The organism is Cytobacillus sp. FSL W8-0315, from assembly GCF_038002905.1.
GTDB lineage: Bacteria > Bacillota > Bacilli > Bacillales > Cytobacillaceae > Cytobacillus > Cytobacillus pseudoceanisediminis.
The window spans coordinates 2,273,670-2,292,933 of record NZ_JBBOOC010000001.1; the positions used below are offsets into that span (position 1 = coordinate 2,273,670).

At 40.7% G+C, this 19,264-nt stretch carries 20 protein-coding genes and 1 riboswitch; of the genes, 11 read left to right on the forward strand and 9 right to left on the reverse strand.

Annotation, left to right across the window (positions count from 1 at the left end; all coding sequences use genetic code 11):
• Window positions 1-16 precede the first annotated feature (16 nt).
• The 6 genes from MKY20_RS11690 to MKY20_RS11715 form a co-directional block, all read right to left on the reverse strand.
• Window positions 17-316: a metal-sulfur cluster assembly factor gene (locus MKY20_RS11690; protein ID WP_019379758.1), complete on the reverse strand. Its 300-nt coding sequence runs from the start codon at window positions 314-316 to the stop codon at window positions 17-19.
• An 11-nt stretch (window positions 317-327) separates the two neighbouring features.
• Window positions 328-1,569, reverse strand: a complete 1,242-nt coding sequence (locus MKY20_RS11695; protein ID WP_019379757.1) for a hypothetical protein — start codon at window positions 1,567-1,569, stop codon at window positions 328-330.
• Window positions 1,570-1,582: 13 nt separating this feature from the next.
• Window positions 1,583-1,789 (reverse strand): DUF2249 domain-containing protein, encoded by a 207-nt coding sequence (locus MKY20_RS11700; protein WP_009332685.1) that lies wholly within the window; start codon window positions 1,787-1,789, stop codon window positions 1,583-1,585.
• Complete coding sequence (locus tag MKY20_RS11705) at window positions 1,786-2,028, reverse strand: DUF2249 domain-containing protein (RefSeq protein ID WP_026041556.1); 243 nt, start codon at window positions 2,026-2,028, stop codon at window positions 1,786-1,788. The genes MKY20_RS11700 and MKY20_RS11705 overlap by 4 nt, the downstream gene beginning before the upstream one ends.
• Before the next feature lie 205 nt (window positions 2,029-2,233).
• Window positions 2,234-2,374: a hypothetical protein gene (locus MKY20_RS11710; protein ID WP_019379755.1), complete on the reverse strand. Its 141-nt coding sequence runs from the start codon at window positions 2,372-2,374 to the stop codon at window positions 2,234-2,236.
• Window positions 2,375-2,380: 6 nt separating this feature from the next.
• Entirely contained in the window at window positions 2,381-3,541 is a 1,161-nt protein-coding gene (locus MKY20_RS11715) for an MFS transporter (protein ID WP_019379754.1), read from the reverse strand.
• Between the two features lie 306 nt (window positions 3,542-3,847).
• Between MKY20_RS11715 and MKY20_RS11720 the strand changes: the two genes are divergently transcribed.
• Both MKY20_RS11720 and MKY20_RS11725 read left to right on the forward strand, forming a co-directional pair.
• The gene (locus tag MKY20_RS11720; protein WP_009332682.1) at window positions 3,848-5,359 is read left to right on the forward strand and encodes a carboxypeptidase M32; all 1,512 of its coding nucleotides are present in this window, start codon (window positions 3,848-3,850) and stop codon (window positions 5,357-5,359) included.
• A 63-nt stretch (window positions 5,360-5,422) separates the two neighbouring features.
• Window positions 5,423-6,343, forward strand: coding sequence for a DMT family transporter (locus MKY20_RS11725; protein ID WP_009332681.1), 921 nt, complete (start codon window positions 5,423-5,425; stop codon window positions 6,341-6,343).
• Window positions 6,344-6,377: 34 nt separating this feature from the next.
• Here MKY20_RS11725 and MKY20_RS11730 read toward each other — a convergent pair whose 3' ends face one another.
• From MKY20_RS11730 to MKY20_RS11740, 3 genes are read right to left on the reverse strand one after another with little or no spacing between them, the layout of a single operon-like run.
• Window positions 6,378-8,033, reverse strand: coding sequence for a b(o/a)3-type cytochrome-c oxidase subunit 1 (locus MKY20_RS11730; RefSeq protein ID WP_019379753.1), 1,656 nt, complete (start codon window positions 8,031-8,033; stop codon window positions 6,378-6,380).
• Window positions 8,033-8,509, reverse strand: coding sequence for a cytochrome c oxidase subunit II (locus MKY20_RS11735; RefSeq protein WP_019379752.1), 477 nt, complete (start codon window positions 8,507-8,509; stop codon window positions 8,033-8,035). The genes MKY20_RS11730 and MKY20_RS11735 overlap by 1 nt, the downstream gene beginning before the upstream one ends.
• Window positions 8,510-8,530: 21 nt before the next feature.
• Entirely contained in the window at window positions 8,531-8,680 is a 150-nt protein-coding gene (locus MKY20_RS11740; RefSeq protein WP_009332678.1) for a cytochrome c oxidase subunit 2A, read from the reverse strand.
• Between the two features lie 359 nt (window positions 8,681-9,039).
• Window positions 9,040-9,141: riboswitch (purine riboswitch) on the forward strand.
• 154 nt (window positions 9,142-9,295) lie between these two features.
• Between MKY20_RS11740 and MKY20_RS11745 the strand changes: the two genes are divergently transcribed.
• From MKY20_RS11745 to MKY20_RS11785, 9 genes are all read left to right on the forward strand, one after another.
• Entirely contained in the window at window positions 9,296-9,898 is a 603-nt protein-coding gene (locus tag MKY20_RS11745) for a xanthine phosphoribosyltransferase (protein ID WP_019379751.1), read from the forward strand.
• Window positions 9,895-11,205, forward strand: coding sequence for a nucleobase:cation symporter-2 family protein (locus tag MKY20_RS11750; RefSeq protein WP_009332676.1), 1,311 nt, complete (start codon window positions 9,895-9,897; stop codon window positions 11,203-11,205). Before MKY20_RS11745 ends, MKY20_RS11750 begins: the two co-directional genes overlap by 4 nt.
• 106 nt (window positions 11,206-11,311) lie before the next feature.
• Window positions 11,312-11,458: a hypothetical protein gene (locus tag MKY20_RS11755; protein ID WP_019379750.1), complete on the forward strand. Its 147-nt coding sequence runs from the start codon at window positions 11,312-11,314 to the stop codon at window positions 11,456-11,458.
• Between the two features lie 237 nt (window positions 11,459-11,695).
• Window positions 11,696-12,778: a type III polyketide synthase gene (locus MKY20_RS11760; RefSeq protein WP_019379749.1), complete on the forward strand. Its 1,083-nt coding sequence runs from the start codon at window positions 11,696-11,698 to the stop codon at window positions 12,776-12,778.
• Between the two features lie 4 nt (window positions 12,779-12,782).
• A complete protein-coding gene (locus MKY20_RS11765) occupies window positions 12,783-13,346 on the forward strand; it encodes an isoprenylcysteine carboxyl methyltransferase family protein (RefSeq protein WP_341001155.1) in 564 nt (187 codons plus the stop codon).
• 397 nt (window positions 13,347-13,743) lie between these two features.
• Entirely contained in the window at window positions 13,744-17,406 is a 3,663-nt protein-coding gene (locus MKY20_RS11770; RefSeq protein ID WP_341001156.1) for a dynamin family protein, read from the forward strand.
• Window positions 17,407-17,434: 28 nt separating this feature from the next.
• Window positions 17,435-18,184: a nucleotidyltransferase domain-containing protein gene (locus tag MKY20_RS11775; protein WP_341001158.1), complete on the forward strand. Its 750-nt coding sequence runs from the start codon at window positions 17,435-17,437 to the stop codon at window positions 18,182-18,184.
• A gap of 28 nt (window positions 18,185-18,212) precedes the next feature.
• Window positions 18,213-18,404 (forward strand): hypothetical protein, encoded by a 192-nt coding sequence (locus tag MKY20_RS11780; protein WP_192907736.1) that lies wholly within the window; start codon window positions 18,213-18,215, stop codon window positions 18,402-18,404.
• Window positions 18,401-19,237 (forward strand): sulfurtransferase, encoded by an 837-nt coding sequence (locus MKY20_RS11785; RefSeq protein ID WP_341001161.1) that lies wholly within the window; start codon window positions 18,401-18,403, stop codon window positions 19,235-19,237. Before MKY20_RS11780 ends, MKY20_RS11785 begins: the two co-directional genes overlap by 4 nt.
• Window positions 19,238-19,264: the final 27 nt, after the last annotated feature.

Sequence of the window (19,264 nt, forward strand, 5' to 3'; positions counted from 1 at the left end):
GGGCACTGCCTTATTGTTAACCTCTCAAAAGCTGATTTGCTTCAGATGTCATACGGGCAGGGGTCCAGGCTGGTTCCCAGACAAGATTAACCTCAACAGCAGAAAATTGCTTCAGATCTTCAATGCAATATTTCACTCCGCTGACAATACTGTCATGAAGCGGGCATCCGGGTGTTGTCAGGGTCATGGTAATAACTGCCTTGCCATCATCGGGAAAATCAATATTATAAATAAGTCCCAAATCCACCACGTTTATATTTAACTCAGGATCCATAACTCTTTTTAGATTGCTGAGAACTAATTCTTCTGGATTCATGTTCATTCCTCCTATTTTTTTAAAACAGAAATAATTAAATAACAGAAAACAATGGATGCTCCAAGAGTTAAAATCTGGCCGGAAAGGAACAGGGCAAGGTGTTCATATGCAATGGAAACAGTCACACTGAGTATACCGAGAATAAAGGCGGAAAGAACCGGAATGGATGCCTTGTCATTCATCATATCCTTGAGCGAAGGCACACTGTGTTTGCCTATCTCTTTGCTATATCTCCAAGTCCACCATAAGAATGGAACAATTTTAAATAAATAACCCATAATGCTCAATGCTACCCAAAGCTGGAGGTATGCAAATGCCAGATATCCAATGGCACTTTCGAAGCTCCCGGTAAGCGAGCATATGAAAGCTCCCAGGTGGATGGCCAGTCCTGCAGGTATAGCGAGCAGAGCAAAGCGGAATGAATAATCAAGCTTTTTCTTTACTCTTCTCTGCAGGATTTGCAGCATGTGCCAGGTGAAGAATGCAAATCCGCCTGCCAGAATCATTAATGCAATGGTAAAAAGTGAGTTTTTCTCTGTGAAAAAAGACAGAACTGCCGCAGCCAGCCCTGATGCATAAACCGTAAAGACGTATTTGGCCGGCTTCATGCTGTAGCCATGAGACAAGGAAAACATGGGAACCATTTTATAGGAAAATCCAAAAATCAAGAGGGTAAACCAGCCCGCTGTTGCGAACAGTATGTGGCTTTTAAAGACTGCTTGATAATAATCAGAGATAAATCCAGTTTTCATGCTGAAGACCATAAGGATTCCCAGTAGAATTGCAGTTAACAGGCTAATTAGTGCAGTTCCCACGAAAAGAGTCAATACATTGGGCTTCGCCTGCTGCCTTAAAGTCATGAACATTTGCAGCAGAAACATTAAGATCCCCGTTAAAGTAATAAGCCCAGGCAGCAGTGCACTCTCCGGATTATGAAATAAACTATGGGCAAAATATAATATTCCAAAGGCAGTAACCGTAAATTGGATAAAGCCAAACCTTTCATTCCAAATTGGTGTCAGAAAAACCACTGGAACGAGCTGATACATGGCTCCCATTGCTGTCATCAGCGCCCATCCCAATATAAAAAGGTGAGCGGCTGACCAAATTGCGGGTACACGAAATTGGCTGCTGATGATGGAATCCCCTTTAAAAAGAATAAGGGACATAGCTCCTATTAAACAGAGCAGGCTGAAAAGTATAAATAAAAATGGAAGTTTGATATTGGTCTCATTTTTTGTTTTGGCGAACATTGGGATCACCTGCTTATTTCTTAATTTCTATTAAAAAGCTTCCATCTTCCTGTTCGGCAGTTACATGGCTGCAGCCCATTTCGTCCAGCTGTTCATAAAGAAACATGGGCCGCCTGTCATTAATGATTAATAAGGTTTCTCCTTCTGGAAGGCTTTCAAGAGCTGCAAGTGTTCTCAGCATGGGCTGCGGCGGCTCCAGTCCCCGGTTATCCAGCTTCATTTTGACTCACCGCTCTTAGTAAAGATCACTTTCCAATGCTTCTTATCAATTTCTTCAGTTTTATATTCAAACCCTTTTGCCTTTAATACTCCAAAAAGAGGGATGGGCTTAAATGGTGCATGCAGAATAAAAACATCTTCGGCATCCAGTCCAGATACCGCGGACATGATTTTCTGAAATGGCTCCAATTTGTTTTTTATATCTTCTCTTACATCAAGTTCAACGACTTTGTTTTTCATTTTGACCTCTCCTTTAATTGGCTGATAGTTTAAAATAGCTGCCAATAACAGTGAATCAACTGCAGTGAGAATAGTTATTAATTGCTTTAAGTTTAACAGCGGCAGCTTTTCAAATAAGTGACATAAATCATATTTCGAAGAACATTTTTCAAAAGGCATTATAAAGTTATAAAAAAATCATTGGAACAAAAAAACCCGCAGATGCTTACTCTGCGGATTCTTCCTGTTCTTCAATACATTTAAAACAGATTGTTTCATTTTTTTCGTTATGAACTCCGTTGAAGAATCCATCAAGACAGAATAGGTCTTTGCCGCAAACAGAGCAGCTGCCAACTAATTCCTTCATTTTCGGTCACTCCTGGCTCTCTAATATTTGGGAACTTTGCTTTTTAAAGTATATGAACATCCCGCATACCGTTAACAGTAAAAGCGCTGCGGCGATCAAGAAACCTATATTGAAAGTTACTCCCATTAAACCTAATACGGTGGAGCCGGCTACAACGCCCAAAGAAAAAAAGGCATAGAAGAGGCCAAATGCCTTTCCTCTTGTTTTTTCAGTTGTATGGCTGGCTATAAGGGCATTAATGGAAGGGAATAAAAGAGCAAACCCGGTGCCGTAAAGGACCATGCATAAAAACATGAATGCAAGAGAATAAGCTGAACTTAGCAGAATGAGTGCAATTCCAATGATCAGCATCCCTGAAAGCATGCTATTGTGATGCTTAAATGTATCAAAAATTTTATTAATAGGCAGCAGAAAAATAAGAATTGCGGTTATTCCGAAAGTGCTTAATAAGATTCCGCTGTACATTGAATCAAATTGCAGAGCTTCTACCTGAAGGGGGAGAAGGTAAGCAAGTGCCCCTTGAGCAAACATGAGTGAAAAAGCTCCTAAATAGCTTGCTGCGAGCATAGGATTCTTTAATAATGAAAGCATTTTCTCAGAATGAGAGCTTTCTTCTTTAACCTTTTTCAGATTCCCTGATGGCAAAAACACAAAGGCCAGGACTGCACTGCTGATCATCGTTGCTGCTATAATTAAAAAGACCCAGTTTATGCTGTAATTGGAAGCAACCACAGCGCCAAAAGCAGGCCCGATAATGGCAGAACAGCCAACAGCAGCACCTGATACAGCCATTTTTTTTCCTTGTTTGTCTGATTTTCCGCGGTCTGCGATGACTGTAAAAGCTGCAGGTACCAGAAACCCGCCAAATAACCCATGAAAAAACCTTACTGTAATTAAATGCAAAGGTGTCTCAGCAAATGCATACAGGACTAAAATGGTGCCAGTTAAGGAAAGGCCAGAGACCAAAACTTTTTTTGCTCCGTTTTTATCAATCCAATAGCCTGCTAATATATTGCCTATCATATTCGAGAAGGAATACATCCCAACAATTAATCCCACAAAGGCTGGTGAGGAGTCAAAGGTTTTGGCAAAAGGGCTCATAATAGGGAGCTGGGAAAAGGTATCAATAAATGCTGCGATAATGATAAAGTAAATCAAATATTTCATGCTATCTCACTTTCTCGCGTCCAACGGGCAGTAAGACCTTCACTTTAGGGCTAAAGAGGAATCAAAAGAGGATAAGTGGGGGTCAAACTGCCCATAAGGGCACGATAAGTTCAACTAACAATCAGCGGGGAAAAGCGCCCCGCTAATTGAAGTTTCACTTTATAGTTAGTTCACTTTCCATCATTATAACTCTTTGGCCGGCAGGTTAAAAAGAAAAACAGCAATGGGAAAGAGATTATGTTGACTGCCTTTTCAGAAAAATGTGATAAAATGATAATGTAATAGATATATATAGGGGGTAAAATTATGGCAGAATCATTAAAACAGACAGAACAGCAATTCCTTGATTATGTCAAAAAAATGACGGCATATAATGAAGCCATCGGGCTGATGTATTGGGATATGCGGACAGGGGCACCCAAGCAGGGTCTGGAACAGCGTTCCGAAGTGATTGGAATGATCTCTTCAGAAGTATTCAAAATGTCAACATCTGAGGAAATGGCTGCATACATAGCAAAACTTTCAGGTCAGGAAAATCTTACTGAAGTGACATTGAAAACTCTTGAAGAATGCAAAAAGGATTATGATCGGAATAAAAAAATTCCTGCGGAGGAATATACGGAGTATGTCATCCTGCAATCCAAAGCTGAAAGCATTTGGGAAGATGCAAAAGCAAGCTCAGATTTCGAGATGTTCCAGCCATATTTGGAAAAGCTTGTTGAAATGAATAAACGATTCATTTCTTATTGGGGATATGAAGGTAACAAATATAATACTCTGCTGGATATGTATGAACCTGGTGTTACCGTTGAAACACTTGATCAGGTTTTTGGGCAGCTTAGGGAGAAAATTGTCCCTCTGGTTCACCAAATTTCCGAATCACAGAATAAACCGGACACCAGCTTTTTATTTGAACACTTTGCCAAGGACAAACAGCGGGATTTCAGCCTTAAAGTTCTTGAACAAATGGGTTATAACTTTAAAGCAGGACGACTGGATGAGACTGTTCATCCTTTTGCGACCGGTTTAAACCCTGGTGATGTCCGGGTGACAACCAAATATGATGAAACAGATTTCCGAACTGCCGTATTTGGCACGATTCATGAAGGCGGGCATGCTCTGTATGAACAAAATATTTCTTCTGATCTTGTGGGCACCCCGCTATGCTCTGGAACATCCATGGGAATTCATGAATCACAGTCATTATTTTATGAAAACTTTGTTGGAAGACATTTTTCTTTCTGGAAAAGGAATTATGACCTTCTTAAAGAATATGCCAGCGGTCAATTTGATGATGTGCCAATAGATGCTTTTTATCGTGCCATTAATGAATCAAAGCCTTCTTTAATCCGTATTGAAGCAGACGAATTAACATATCCTCTTCATATCATCATCCGATATGAAATTGAAAAGGGCTTGTTCAATGATGAAATCGAAGTTAAAGACCTTCCTGCAATCTGGAATGAAAAATATGAACAATACTTGGGAGTAAAGCCTGAAAATGACGGAGCAGGAATTCTGCAGGATGTTCATTGGGCTGGAGGAAGCTTCGGTTATTTCCCTTCATACGCTTTAGGATATATGTACGCAGCACAGCTTAAAAACAGCATGTTAAAGGATTTGCCAAACTATGATGAATTACTTGAAGAGGGCAATTTGCTGCCAATCAAAGAGTGGTTTACCCAAAATGTGCACCAGTTCGGCAAAATGAAAAAACCGCTTGAAATCTTAAATGACGTAACTGGAGAAGGACTGAATGCCCAGCATTTAATTGATTATCTATATGATAAGTACGGTAAGGTCTATCAGTTGAAATAGGTGTTTATTATAATTTGAGAAGAGGGTGGCCTCAGCCATCCTCTTACTTCATGGAGAGAAATAATGAAGAAAATACTTCCATTCATTATGATTGCGTTAGGGGCAAGTCTATGGGGAATTATTGCTGTTTTTGTTAAAGGGCTCGGAGAATATGGATTTACGGCTATGGAAATTGTGGCCGCGAGAGTTTTTTTTGCAGCAATATTTCTTGTCCTAATAGGAATTATGCGTTTCCGGAACTGCTTTAAATTGCAATCTGCCTCTGACATCAGACTTTTTGCAGGAACCGGAATACTGAGCATCGTCTTTTTTAATTATTGTTATTTCACAGCAATGAACCAAATCAGCATATCAATGGCTGTCGTTCTGCTTTACACAGCTCCAGCATTTGTTACTGTATTATCTTACCTGTTTTTAAAGGAAGGAATAAATCTTGGAAAGATTGCAGCTGTGGCAGGCACAATTTTAGGCTGCATTCTAATTGCCGGAGTAACAGCAGGCAGCCGTGATATCACTTTGCTTGGAATTATGACGGGATTGGGTTCTGGGTTTGGCTATGCACTGTATACGATATTCGGAAAATTTGCATTAAGAAAATATCATCCGTATACAGTTACGCTTTATACATTCCTGATTGCATCGGTATTTCTAATCCCGGTAACCAGACTGTGGACAAAAGCTGAAATCTTTCTAAACACTGAAGTTTTGTTTCTTAGTATTGGTCTTGGATTTGTACCTACGGTTCTCGCCTATTTTGTATATACATGGGGACTGGAAAAAACGGATGGAAGCAAAGCAGCTGTTATTGCTACAGTTGAACCTGTCGTGGCCATGCTTCTAGGAGTCACACTTTACGGGGAAAGTCTCGGTGCAGTCCAGATTGCTGGTGCTTTGCTGATACTCAGTTCTGTAATTATTGTGAATTTGCCTGCAAGAAGGAAAAATGCAGGAAGGGCGGCTGACTCAAGCAAGCTTGAACACTAAAACACTCCGTCCATATCGGAACGGAGTGTTTTTTTTACCAAAGCTTATATCCTTTAGCCCCGGGAGGTGCATTTTGAATTAAATCTATAAAAGGAATGGTGTAGGCAAATAGAATAAGAACAACCGTAATTCCAAGCCAAAGCTTCCAATTTTCAAATACCATTGGAGCTTTTTCGGCTTCATCAGCAGCTTCTCCGACAGGGAATTCCTGCTCTCCCTTTGGTGCGAAAAAGGCAAGGTTGATGAAGATATAAAGCATTAAGATGATGCCTATAAATAGGATAGAACCGCCGATTGCCTGTGCAACCTGGTATGGAATCCATTCTGCTGCTTGTGCTGCTCCGCCATATTCAGAGTATGATGAACGGCGCGGCGCTCCCAGAAGACCGGCAGCATGCATGGCACCAGACATGAATGTCATTCCGATTGCCCAGATAACTGCTTGGATGATACCCAATTTATTCATCGCTTTTGTTAATGTTCTTCCTGTGAGATGTGGAATCAGCCAGTAAGAAACCCCAAAGAATGTAAGTACTACAGATGTTGCCACGGTTAAGTGAAAGTGGCCGGTTACCCAAATCGTGTTATGGACAACCTGGTTCATCTGGTGGGACGCATTAACGATACCGCCTGCTCCCGCAGGTATAAAGGCAACCATCCCGATGAAAGGAACAGTAAATCGGGCATCTCCCCAAGGCAGTTTTTTTACCCAGCCGAATAATCCTGTGGCCCCTTTGGAACGCCCAAAGCTTTCAAAAGTGGCAAAAAGAGAAAATGCAGTCATAAGAGATGGAATGACAACCAGGAATGTTAGGATAACCTGTAAGAATTTCCATGCTGGGTCAATTCCCGGCTCCATTAATTGATGGTGAAATCCGACAGGGATTGAAAACAGCAGGAATAATATGAATGACATGCGCGCCAATGAATCAGAAAAAATCTTTCCGCCGATGACTTTAGGAATGACAACGTACCAGGCCATGTAAGCTGGCAATAGCCAGAAGTAAACAAGCGGATGTCCGAAATACCAGAATAGAGTACGGCTGACTCCGATATTTACTGTTTCTACAAACCCCAATGACCAAGGAAGAAGCTGGAAAAGAACAGTAGACGCTACACCGATTGTTGCCACAATCCACATCATTGTGTTGACCAATGACATAAAGGTTAATAACGGACTCGGCTGCCCGGGATTTTTTCTTCTCCATTCTGCATACTTCATAATGATGGCTGCCCCGTCAATCCAGCTTCCCACTATAACAAGTGTTAAACCGATATAGTACAATGCATGTGCCTGAAGAGGAGCATAGAAAGTATAAAGAACAGTAGCTTCATTCAACAGGATCATGACAGCTGCAAGAACAGTTCCTGCTGTCATCAGCCAAAAACCGGCCCAGCCGGCAATTCGCTGTTTATTTGTAAGGGTTCCTGATGTTTTGCTTGTTGCTGCTAACTGGAAGCCCATTATAAAAAAGGTAGTAAGTACAAGTCCGAGTACAACACCGTGAACCGTGAGAATTTGGTAATACCCGATGCCTGCCGGAAGCTCGAATTTACCGGAGCGGACCAAAGTCTGCAATAAGCCAGCAAGGCCGCCTATTGCTAAAGCTGTAAATGCAACGAAAAAGTGAGCCATTGCCAATTTTCCGTCACGGCGGTCAACTTTAAATTTTGCTGAAGGATTAAACATTATTCCACCACCTTAATTTTAGACGACATCATGTGGTGACCAACACCGCAATATTCATTACATACAATTAAGTATTCTCCAGTTTTATCAAATGTTGTAATGTGTTCACTGATATAGCCGGGTTCTAGCATCATGTTGATATTTGATCCTGCAACTTCGAAACCGTGGACAACGTCTTTGGTTGTTGCGATAATTTTCACTTTAGCACCATATGGAACCTCCACTTCAGCTGGGCTATAGGAAAACGCAGATGCTACGTATACCAATTCGTAATCCCAATCTTTCCCTTCTACCCTTTTCAGTCCTGGCTCATTAAATGGAGCGGTAGTATCGACCTTTTCAGGGTCGATTGTTGCCAAACAGCTTGGGGGCTGATTGCCCAGGTAAAATGCGCTGACTCCCAAGACTGTTAGAAAAACAAGCAGCGATCCGATTCCAAAAGTGAGCCAGGCCTTTTCAAATTTATGCATATGCATGGCTTTTTCCCCTTTCTAACTCTAAAAGCGGCTGATAAATAATGAATAAACACCTGCCCATGTAATGATCAGGAAGAATCCTAATAAGAAAACGGAAGCTAGCGTTCCCTTTAAGGAAGAGCTATCCTCTATTTCAGTTTTTGTTTTTCGGCTGAGTTCTGTTTTCGCCATTGTCTTTCACTCCTTTCGAATATTTGGAAAAAGTAAATGATTACACTTTCATAATACAAAACATTTAGGAAGATTCTAGATGCTTTCAGTGAGTTCACAAATTGTTCATTCGTAACTTAAACACTATGATAATGGTGAAAAATTGATATTTAAGTGATTTATGTCACAAAAAACTCCTGTGAATTGTGAAAAAACTGTGAAGGTTTAATTGAGCTTCAGAAGGAAGGCAAATTTTTAAAAATAAACATACTGAAGAGGGCGAATTATCTGATTAGCGAACAATTTTCTGGTAATATATTGTTTAGTTCGTATTTAGTTAAATTTTTGATTGAAGTATTAGTAAATGATGTTATAATGTTAATAAATTAATAACATTCACTCATATAATCGCGAGGATATGGCTCGCAAGTTTCTACCGGGTTACCGTAAATGATCCGACTATGAGTGAGCAATGTAAAGGACGTTTAAAGTCATCCTTGTTTGCCTGCAGCTTAGATCATTAGCCTGAAGGCCATTGCTTCACTCATTTTTATGTTGTGAATGCGATGGGCTTCAGGCTTTTTATATGGCTGGAATGAGTAATTGAAGGCTATCTATCATAGAGGAGGATGCAAAATGGATATGCTTATTGAAAAAATAAAGAGCGAAGGGATTGTTTTATCTCCGACAGTTTTAAAGGTGGATTCTTTTCTGAACCACCAAATAGATCCTCAGCTAATGCATGAAGTCGGCAAAGAATTTGCAGATAGATTCTCCAGAAGCGGGATTACAAAAATATTGACTATCGAATCTTCGGGGATTGCGCCAGCTGTAATGGCTGGGCTCCATCTGAATGCTCCAGTTGTATTCGCTAGAAAAAGAAAATCTCTCACTCTGGTAAATGACCTGATTACAGCCTCTGTCTATTCTTTTACTAAGGAAGAAACAAGTGAAATCTCTGTTTCAAAGAAATATCTATCAGAAAAAGATAATGTCCTTATAATCGATGATTTTCTGGCGAATGGACAGGCAGCACTAGGTCTTGCGGATATAGTAAAAAAAGCGGGATCAGGAATTGCAGGGATTGGAATCGTTATTGAAAAAGGCTTTCAAAATGGCGGACAGCTGCTGAGGGAAAAGGGATTCCGGGTCGAGTCCTTAGCTATTATTGACTCACTTGAAAACGGCATGATCAGCTTTGATAATACAGCAAAGAATATGGAGGAAATGATACGATGAATCAGAATCCGCTTAAAATTGCTTCATTGGGAATTCAGCATGTCCTTGCCATGTATGCAGGCGCGGTAATTGTACCATTGATTGTAGGAGGGGCACTTGGCTTAACAGGGGAACAGCTTACTTATCTTGTTTCCATTGATATTTTTATGTGCGGAATTGCAACACTCCTTCAAGTATGGCGCAGTAAATTTTTTGGGATTGGCCTTCCCGTAGTTCTGGGCTGCACATTTACGGCCGTTGGACCGATGATTGCGATCGGAGGGCAGTATGGAATACCTGCTATCTATGGTTCTATTCTGGTTTCTGGTATTTTCGTTGTAGCTGTTTCAAAGTATTTTGGAAAACTGGTTAAATTTTTTCCGCCTGTTGTAACAGGGTCTGTAGTTACCATTATAGGGATTACGTTAATTCCTGTAGCAATGAATAATATGGCTGGAGGTGAGGGAAGCCCTGACTTTGGCTCCCTGACAAATATAGCATTGGCTTTTGGCACTTTGCTGTTCATCATAGTACTTTTCCGATTCTTTAAAGGCTTTGTTCGAGCGATTGCCATTTTGCTGGGGCTGGCTGCTGGCACCATTACTGCGTTTTTTATGGGCATGGTAGATTTCTCCGCTGTTGGGGAAGCTTCCTGGTTTCATATGCCATCCCCTTTCTATTTCGGCATGCCGACATTTGAGGTGACAGCGATCCTCACAATGATACTCGTAGCAATGGTCAGTTTAGTTGAATCTACGGGCGTATACTTTGCCCTTGGTGATATCTGTGAAGAAAAATTGGAAGAGAAAGATCTGTCAAATGGCTATCGTGCCGAAGGACTTGCGATTATCCTTGGTGCTGTCTTTAATGCTTTTCCTTATACAACATATTCGCAAAACGTCGGACTTCTTCAGATGTCAGGCGTTAAAACAAAAAATGTCATATATACAGCAGGGGCTTTTCTTGTACTGCTTGGGCTAGTTCCGAAAATCGGCGCATTGACAACCATTATTCCTACTCCTGTTTTAGGAGGCGCAATGGTAGCTATGTTCGGTATGGTAGTCGCCTATGGAATAAAAATGCTCAGCAAGGTAGAGTTCTCCTCTCAGGAAAATTTATTAATCATTGCCTGCTCTGTCGGGATGGGATTGGGAGTAACAGCCGTTCCTGAACTATTCGCGCAAATGCCTTCCAGTGTGCGTATCCTGACTGATAACGGTATAGTGGCTGGCAGTGTGACAGCAATTCTTTTAAATATCGTATTCAATGTTGCTAAAGGAAAAAAAGCAGTTCAGCCTGCATCTTTTGCGGAGCAGAAGGCTTCATAATTCTTCTTTGCGGCAATCACAATAATTCTGGCAATCAATATAATATTCTATCGGTATTTTACATTTCCGAAGCGATTGTTTCTTGCACGAAAGAGAGTGGAATGTGATGGAGAAATTTTATTGTGATAACTGCCGGCTTTTATATAATGAAGAAGAGGTTTGTGCTGCTTGCGGTATCCTGGTTACGAAAAAAATATATATAGAAGTACAAAAGCATCACAAAAACAATAATGGATTGGATGCATCAGAATAACTATGCCATGGGCCAGCCATTTTTTATTGAATGCTTGGCTCTAGAGCTAATTGGAAAAGATTTAGTAATGATATTCATTTAGTTATTCCATTATAATAAAGATGCACAACAACTCCTTCAAAACACATTGCTTCCTCCTAATGGGGGGAGCTTTTTTTTGCTTGATTATCCAATTTTGTAACATAAATTGCTTTTATTTGGAAAAAGTAAAAGAAAGCAAGTGGAGGAGAGTCATGTATGCCAGCAATTGTATCAGTTGCAGAAGCAATACCTGAACATGTTCTGACACAGGATCAGGTAATGGATTTTGCCAGAGATTTATTTTCAGAGTCCTTTAAGGATATTGAACGCCTATTGAAAGCTTTCCGCAACGGCCAAATTGAAAAGCGCCACTTCGCAAAGGGACTCGAATGGTTTAAAACAGATAAATCATTTGAAGAGCGAAACAATGCTTATATTGAACAGGCTATTGAACTGGGAACAAAGGCTATAAAGTGCTGTCTGGAAAATGACATTTTCCTGAGCAAGAATCTCCAATGTGATGATATCGATGCCATCTTTACTATTTCAAGCTCAGGAATCGCCACACCGAGTATTGAAGCAAGAATCATGAATAAGCTTCCATTTTCTGAACATACGAAGCGAATACCGATATGGGGACTGGGTTGTGCGGGCGGCGCATCAGGCCTTTCAAGAGCCTATGAATACTGCCTGGCTTACCCTGAAGCAAAAGTATTGGTTTTAACTATAGAATTATGCAGTTTGACCTTTCAGCGCAATGACAGATCAAAGAGTAATCTTATCGGGACCTCTCTTTTTGCTGACGGCGCAGCATGTGCGCTGATAACGGGTGATGAAGTTCAAAGGGATTTTCAAAAGGTGTCATCCATTCCGAGAATCCTGGGAACCCAATCAACAACAATGCGCAATTCTCTGGATGTGATGGGCTGGGAAGTGAAGAATGCGGGCTTATATGTGGTTTTCTCAAAGGATATACCATCCATAATAGAGGGCTGGCTAAAGCAGAATGTAACGGAATTTCTAAGGGGAAAAGGCATGGAGATGAAAAAAATAATCCATTTTGTTGCCCATCCTGGGGGAAAAAAAGTTATTGATGCTTATCAGAAAGCATTGCAATTCGATCCTGATATGACAAAAGTTTCACTTGATGTATTAAAGGAGTTCGGGAATATGTCCTCAGCAACCATTCTTTACGTGCTGAAAAGGTTTATGGAGATCGGCAGAAAGGGAGATACCGGACTTGCAACTGCTCTCGGCCCGGGATTTAGCTCGGAATTACTGCTGCTGGAATGGGAGTGAATACATGCTGTTCAAACTATTTATTGCCGTCATCATTTTGCAGAGGGCAGCAGAGCTTGCTGTAGCCCGAAATAATGAAAAGTGGATGAAAGGCCGGGGCGCACTGGAATTTGGTCAGCGGCACTATCCCTGGATCGTTGTGGTTCACGTTTCTTTTTTCATTTGCTTTCTGATTGAAGTAACCATCTTTGAAAAAGACCTGTCCCCTTTTTGGCCCATTCTTCTGATTCTTTTCTTTCTTACCCAGGCAGGAAGAGTATGGGCACTCTTCTCTTTAGGGAAATACTGGAATACCAAAATCATAGTCATGCCGGGGGCAAAGGTCGTCAGAAGGGGGCCATACCGCTTTATAAAGCATCCCAATTATGTAATTGTAGCTGCTGAATTTCTCGTAATACCTTTAATGTTCCAGGCTTATATCACTGCGGCTGTATTTACCCTGCTAAACATAATGGTACTTTCGGTCAGGATACCAGCCGAAGAAAAAGCACTGAAAGAATTGACAGGATACGAAGAAGCTTTTTTACGATTAAGACCTGGCAAGAATAGAGATATTAAAAAAGTTTGACAATTTTAAAATCCCTATTGAAAATGATTATCGTTCGTGATAAACTTCTAATTGAATTTGAAAATTATTCTCAATATCATTCCAACAGGAAGGTGTTGCTACATATGACAATTCTATTTGTTGCAGGCACAATTGCTGCCTACTCACTTGTTATGAAACATGTATTAAATAACGTAGCTAGACCACATACAAGATAATAGTATTTTTTGAAACCAGGCGCGGGAGGCCTGGTTTTTGTTTTTTTAACGCATGTGAAAATACAAGCAAATGAACATAGAATAAAAGCAGCTGCTGAGAAATATTAGAAAAATCAAAGAATAAACCATCCTATATAGGAAAATAAACGAAAATCATTTAAAATAGGAAGTAAATTAAAGTTACAAGGGGATTAATGGAAATGGCTGACACGATTTTGCAACCAGGATTACAGCAAACTGAATTAATGAACAGAATTACTGCGATATATACATTCGCCCAGAGAAATGGGGATAGCCAGACAGCTAAAAGAGCTAAAGATCTCTTAATTAAGCTAAGAGACCAGGAATTTGCCATCGCTTTTTGCGGACATTTTTCTGCTGGAAAATCGAGCATGATTAACAAGCTTGCAGGAGAAGACCTCCTTCCGTCCTCGCCGATTCCAACCAGTGCCAACCTGGTAAAAGTCAAATCAGGTGAGGAAGATTATGCAAAAGTTATTTTTAAGGAAGGAAAGCCAAGGCTTTATCCTGCTCCGTATGATTACGGACAGGTAAAATCCTATTGCAAGGACGGCGATTCAATTCATTCCATTGAAATAAGCCATTCCGCCACCAGTTTGCCCAAGAAGGCAGTAATTATGGATACACCTGGAATCGATTCTACAGATGATGCGCATAGAATTGCTACTGAATCTGCTCTTCATTTGGCTGACCTTATTTTTTATGTTATGGATTATAACCATGTCCAGTCGGAATTAAATTTTCTTTTTACAAAAGAACTGACGGCTGCAGGAAAAGAAGTTTATCTTGTTATCAATCAAATTGATAAACATCGGGATGAAGAGCTCAGCTTTGAACAATTTAAAGAAAGCGTAAAGGAATCATTTGCATCCTGGGGAGTAAAGCCTGCACGGATTTTTTACACCACGTTAAAAGATGAAAATCACCAGGCAAACGATTTTAAGGCACTTCAGAACTTTATTAACAGCAGCATTGATAACCGTGAAGAGCTTTTGCCCCAATCCGTTTTTAATTCTTTAAAGAAATTAACAGAGGACCATCTGGCATTTTTAGGAGACACCCATGCAGCTGAAAAAGGTAAATGGGAAGAAAAACTGGCTGAATTAGATCAGGATGAACGGGGTCAGCTCGGAAACAGGCTGCAAGAGTTAGAGAATCAGTTGAATAAGCTAAAGTCTTCTATGCATGAAGCAGATATTGAGTTAACCGGAAAGATAGATGAGATTTTAAAAAACGCTTATTTAATGCCTTTCCAGACGAGGGAACTGGCTGAATCTTACCTTGAGTCGTGCCAGCCTTCGTTTAAAATTGGCCTATTTTTCAGCAAACAGAAAACGGAGCAGGAAAGGTCAGTGCGGCTTGACCGCTTCTATCAAGATTTTTCCGAAAAGGTTAAGTCTCAGCTGGAGTGGCATATAAAAGAGCTGTTTTTACAGCAGTTCAAGCAGCATAATATCCATGATTCAGAAATTCTAGCACAAGTTCAGAGCTTCAAGCTTTCCTTTGAACCAGCAGTTTTAGCCGAAACAGTAAAGTCCGGGGCCATGGTTTCAGGAGATTATGTTCTTCAGTATACGAACGACACCGCAGAGGCTGTAAAGAGAATTGCCAAAAAGAACGCAGCTTTCCTGAAAAATGCACTACTGGAAGCGCTTGAAGAAAATATCAGCCAGGATCAGACTGTACTGGTCAATGAAATCCGCAAGCTTACTGTCTATGCGGAAGCTCTTAGTGCAATTAAAGCTCTCAATGAAAAAGTTATTAAGGCATCTGCCGAGATGAAAGTCTATTTAACAGGTGACTTTGCTCAAGTTGAGTTTCAAGAGCAAGCCAAAATCCTTGCAGCAGAAGATGTCGATGAAGCTGAAGTTGTTTTCCTGCATGAAGATAAAGCTGAGAAGGAAAAGGTGCCAAAGAAATCTGGAAAATCTGCTGAGGAAGAGCAGACAGGGGAAGCCGTTCCTGCGGTTTTCGTTCAGCCTGTTATTGAAAAGCTTCAATTCACCGCTAATGCAGTAAAGGATATCCCAGGTTTCAGAAAGCTTGCTGCTGATTTGGCAGATAAAGCATCAAGGCTTGAGAGCAAAGAATTCACAGTTGCCCTTTTTGGTGCATTCAGTGCAGGAAAGTCCTCCTTTGCCAATGCTTTAATCGGGAAAAAACTGCTTCCGGTTTCACCAAATCCGACGACAGCTGCAATCAACAAAATTAAGCCTGTTACGGCTGAAAATGTCCATGGAACTGTTCTTGTAAAAGTAAAGGATTCACAGACTCTCTTAAATGATATCAATCATTCATTGAAGGTCTTTGATTATTCTGCAGGAAACTTTGGCGATGCTGCTGCAGCGATTAAAAAGATCACTGGGGAAAACCAGGATTTCGATGCGAATGAAAAGACACACTTTGCATTTCTTAATGCCTTTATGAGAGGTTTTAATTTCTTCACAGATCAGCTTGGGAAAATCATAAAAGCTGATTTGGAAGAGTTTCGGGATTATGTAGCCAATGAGGAAAAATCATGCTTCGTTGAGACAATAGAGGTTTACTTTGATTGTGAACTGACAAGGCAGGGAATTACCCTGGTTGACACACCTGGGGCAGATTCGATTAATGCGAGGCATACCGGGGTCGCATTTGAATATATAAAAAACTCGGATGCAATCCTTTTTGTAACTTATTATAATCATGCCTTTTCGAAAGCCGATAGAGAATTTCTTATTCAGCTTGGAAGGGTCAAAGACACCTTCTCACTTGATAAAATGTTCTTTATCGTTAATGCCATTGACCTTGCCAATAATGAAGAAGAAAAGGATTCGGTACTTGAGTACGTTGAAGAACAGCTGGTGCAATACGGAATCCGCCGGCCGCATCTGTCTGGCATTTCAAGCCTTCAAGCTCTGGCAGAGAAGCTGGATAACAGCAAAGAGGGAGTTTCCAATATCAGTTCATTTGAAAAAAGCTTTTACTCCTTTATAAATCAAGACCTGCTGAATATTTCCATCTCATCAGCAGAAACAGAGTGGAGGCGGCTATTAGCCCAGCTGAGGTCTTACATTTCCTCCTCACAGGAAAATAAAGAAGTCAGGTTTGAAAAGCTGAAACAGCTTGAGGAAGAGCATCAGACGGTTACTGAGATTATCCGTGGACAAAAATCCGAACTGCTTTCCCAAAGGCTTGAACAGGAAACGGATGAGCTAGTCTTTTACATCAAGCAAAGAGTATTTCTGCGTTTCTTTGATTTTGTTAAGGAGGCTTTCAACCCTTCAGTCCTGAAGGATGATGGCCGGAACTTAAAGAAAATGCTTAAAATCGCTCTTGATGAATTCCTTGCAAGCTTTGGGTTTGATTTTGCCCAGGAACTTCGTGCAACAACATTAAGGCTTGAATCCTATATATCCAAGCTGATCGGCCAGCAGCAGGAGACTATTTCGAAAAAAGCCGCCAATGTGAACAGTGATTTGTCTTTTAGCTCATATGAGCCATTAAAAATGGAGAGTATTGAATTTGATTCTGCATTTTCCAATGAAGACCCGAACCAATTTAAAAAGGCTCTATCCTACTTTAAAAACCCAAAAACGTTTTTTGAAAAGAATGAACGCAAGCAGTTGGCGGATGAACTGGAGAAGAACCTGCAGGAACCTGCAGATCGTTACCTGCAAGCTGAAAGCACCAGACTAAAATTCCATTACAGCAGCCTGCTGACGGTCGAATTTGAGCGGCTGCTCAATTCGCTGATTGAACAGAACAATGAATATTATGAAGGTATTACGGCTGCTTTAAAAGATGATTTCCCGATTGAAGAGCTGAAAGAAATTGAGAGGAACATTGCACAGTACGAATAATAGGTATTGAAAGGTTGCTGCTTTTCTTATGGAAAAATGGCTTTCCGCTGCTGAAGAAAAATATAATATAGACATCCTGTTTGCATGTGAAGCAGGAAGCAGGGCCTGGGGGACAGATGATGCGGAATCAGATTATGATATCCGCTTCATCTTTAAACATAAGGACCTGAAAGCATATCTTTCCCTTGAACGTGCCAAAGAGGTTATTGATTCAGATAACCCTTATGATGCGCACGGCTGGGATATTTTTAAAGCATTTGACCTTATGCAAAGATCAAATCCAAGTATATTCGAATGGGCATACTCACCCATCATCTACAAGGATAGGGATGGCTTTTCAAATAGGCTGAGGAGTATCGCGGAAAAAGAGTTCTCACGGTATAAGTTATTCCAGCATTACACCCAGCTATTTTCCCGCAATCTTGGGGAAGCGGCAAAAAAAGAGGGCTTTTCTATTAAAAAACAGAAGCTGTTAATCCAGGCGATAAGAGCCTGCCTCATTTCAAGGCAGCTGCTTCAGCAAAGCAAAATAAACGGAGATTTTTTGTATACAGGTCTCTTTTGCTTAAAGGAAGAGGATGAGATTACCCGCTTTTATCAGACCCTGGTTAATGCAAAACAACGCGGGGATCTTATTCAGGAGCATCTAGCTAATCAAATAGCTGATACACTCGAGTCAGAAAGGGAATTCCTCTATACAGCCGGTGAATCAATGCCTATAGGAAAAGGCAAAGTATCCGGACTGAATAAATGGCTTTGGGAACTGCTGAAAGTTTAATATCATTCTGAGAAGTAAAGGGAGAGCTATGGAGAAAAATTCATTTCATGCATGTGCAACCTGCGTAAACTTCCATCCTGAAAAGCGTAAAGAAGGAATGGTTTATTTTTGCAGCAGACTGGGCTATGAAACGAAACCTGACTATCAATTTAACTGCTGGACACCAAAGGAACATATAAAACGCCTGATGGAAAAGAGAAAAGGGGAGAACCTTAAATGAAGTATCAAGTAGAAAAGGAATGGGTAGTAACTAAACTGGATGATCTTAATATCCGAATTGCCGACTGCCGCTTTAAACTTGGGTCACCTGAAGAAGGGCGCAGCTTATATAATCTCAGCCATATTCCCAATGCCGTGTATTTTGATTTAGAGAAGGATCTGTCAGGCCCTGTTAGAGAACATGGGGGCAGGCACCCGCTTCCAAATCCCTCTCAATTTAAAGAAGTCCTGGAGAAGGCTGGTATCAGCAGGGATACCACAGTAATTGCCTATGATGGAGGAGAAGGGGCTTTTGCCGCAAGGTTCTGGTGGCTCCTCAGGTATTTGGGACATGATAAAGTTTATGTATTGAACGGCGGATATAAAGAATGGGCTGAAAGCGACTATCCTTTGTATAATAAGATTCAAAGCTTCGGGCCAGCTGACTTTAAAATCGATCTGCGGCCTGACATACTTGCCTCATACGAAGAAGTTAAAGAATATACCGGTAATCAGGATACTGCTGTAATTATTGACTCGAGAGAGGAAAAGAGATACCTGGGACTGGAGGAGCCAATTGATAAAAAAGCCGGCCATATCCCTGGAGCAATCAATAGAGTTTGGCTTGAAGCGTATAAAAATGGCAGGTTTAAAGAAGCAGAGGAACAGGAAAAACGGTTTGCAGACATCGATAAGAATAAACCTGTAGTTGTTTACTGCGGATCTGGGGTAACAGCAGCACCTAATTTTCTGGCATTAAAGGAAGCTGGCTTCCGTAATGTTAAATTATATGCTGGAAGCTTCAGCGATTGGATCTCTTATGACGGAAATAAAATAGAAACTGTCGAAGAATAGAGGAATCCCTTTTAAAAAAAGGGATTT

What these genes read in the sequence shown, in the direction of transcription:
- MKY20_RS11690 (WP_019379758.1), bottom strand. Translation starts at nt 316, where the DNA reads ATGAATCCAGAAGAATTAGTTCTCAGCAATCTAAAAAGAGTTATGGAT.
- MKY20_RS11695 (WP_019379757.1), bottom strand. Translation starts at nt 1,569, where the DNA reads ATGTTCGCCAAAACAAAAAATGAGACCAATATCAAACTTCCATTTTTA.
- MKY20_RS11700 (WP_009332685.1), bottom strand. Translation starts at nt 1,789, where the DNA reads ATGAAGCTGGATAACCGGGGACTGGAGCCGCCGCAGCCCATGCTGAGA.
- MKY20_RS11705 (WP_026041556.1), bottom strand. Translation starts at nt 2,028, where the DNA reads ATGAAAAACAAAGTCGTTGAACTTGATGTAAGAGAAGATATAAAAAAC.
- MKY20_RS11710 (WP_019379755.1), bottom strand. Translation starts at nt 2,374, where the DNA reads ATGAAGGAATTAGTTGGCAGCTGCTCTGTTTGCGGCAAAGACCTATTC.
- MKY20_RS11715 (WP_019379754.1), bottom strand. Translation starts at nt 3,541, where the DNA reads ATGAAATATTTGATTTACTTTATCATTATCGCAGCATTTATTGATACC.
- MKY20_RS11720 (WP_009332682.1), top strand. Translation starts at nt 3,848, where the DNA reads ATGGCAGAATCATTAAAACAGACAGAACAGCAATTCCTTGATTATGTC.
- MKY20_RS11725 (WP_009332681.1), top strand. Translation starts at nt 5,423, where the DNA reads ATGAAGAAAATACTTCCATTCATTATGATTGCGTTAGGGGCAAGTCTA.
- MKY20_RS11730 (WP_019379753.1), bottom strand. Translation starts at nt 8,033, where the DNA reads ATGTTTAATCCTTCAGCAAAATTTAAAGTTGACCGCCGTGACGGAAAA.
- MKY20_RS11735 (WP_019379752.1), bottom strand. Translation starts at nt 8,509, where the DNA reads ATGCATATGCATAAATTTGAAAAGGCCTGGCTCACTTTTGGAATCGGA.
- MKY20_RS11740 (WP_009332678.1), bottom strand. Translation starts at nt 8,680, where the DNA reads ATGGCGAAAACAGAACTCAGCCGAAAAACAAAAACTGAAATAGAGGAT.
- MKY20_RS11745 (WP_019379751.1), top strand. Translation starts at nt 9,296, where the DNA reads ATGGATATGCTTATTGAAAAAATAAAGAGCGAAGGGATTGTTTTATCT.
- MKY20_RS11750 (WP_009332676.1), top strand. Translation starts at nt 9,895, where the DNA reads ATGAATCAGAATCCGCTTAAAATTGCTTCATTGGGAATTCAGCATGTC.
- MKY20_RS11755 (WP_019379750.1), top strand. Translation starts at nt 11,312, where the DNA reads ATGGAGAAATTTTATTGTGATAACTGCCGGCTTTTATATAATGAAGAA.
- MKY20_RS11760 (WP_019379749.1), top strand. Translation starts at nt 11,696, where the DNA reads ATGCCAGCAATTGTATCAGTTGCAGAAGCAATACCTGAACATGTTCTG.
- MKY20_RS11765 (WP_341001155.1), top strand. Translation starts at nt 12,783, where the DNA reads ATGCTGTTCAAACTATTTATTGCCGTCATCATTTTGCAGAGGGCAGCA.
- MKY20_RS11770 (WP_341001156.1), top strand. Translation starts at nt 13,744, where the DNA reads ATGGCTGACACGATTTTGCAACCAGGATTACAGCAAACTGAATTAATG.
- MKY20_RS11775 (WP_341001158.1), top strand. Translation starts at nt 17,435, where the DNA reads ATGGAAAAATGGCTTTCCGCTGCTGAAGAAAAATATAATATAGACATC.
- MKY20_RS11780 (WP_192907736.1), top strand. Translation starts at nt 18,213, where the DNA reads ATGGAGAAAAATTCATTTCATGCATGTGCAACCTGCGTAAACTTCCAT.
- MKY20_RS11785 (WP_341001161.1), top strand. Translation starts at nt 18,401, where the DNA reads ATGAAGTATCAAGTAGAAAAGGAATGGGTAGTAACTAAACTGGATGAT.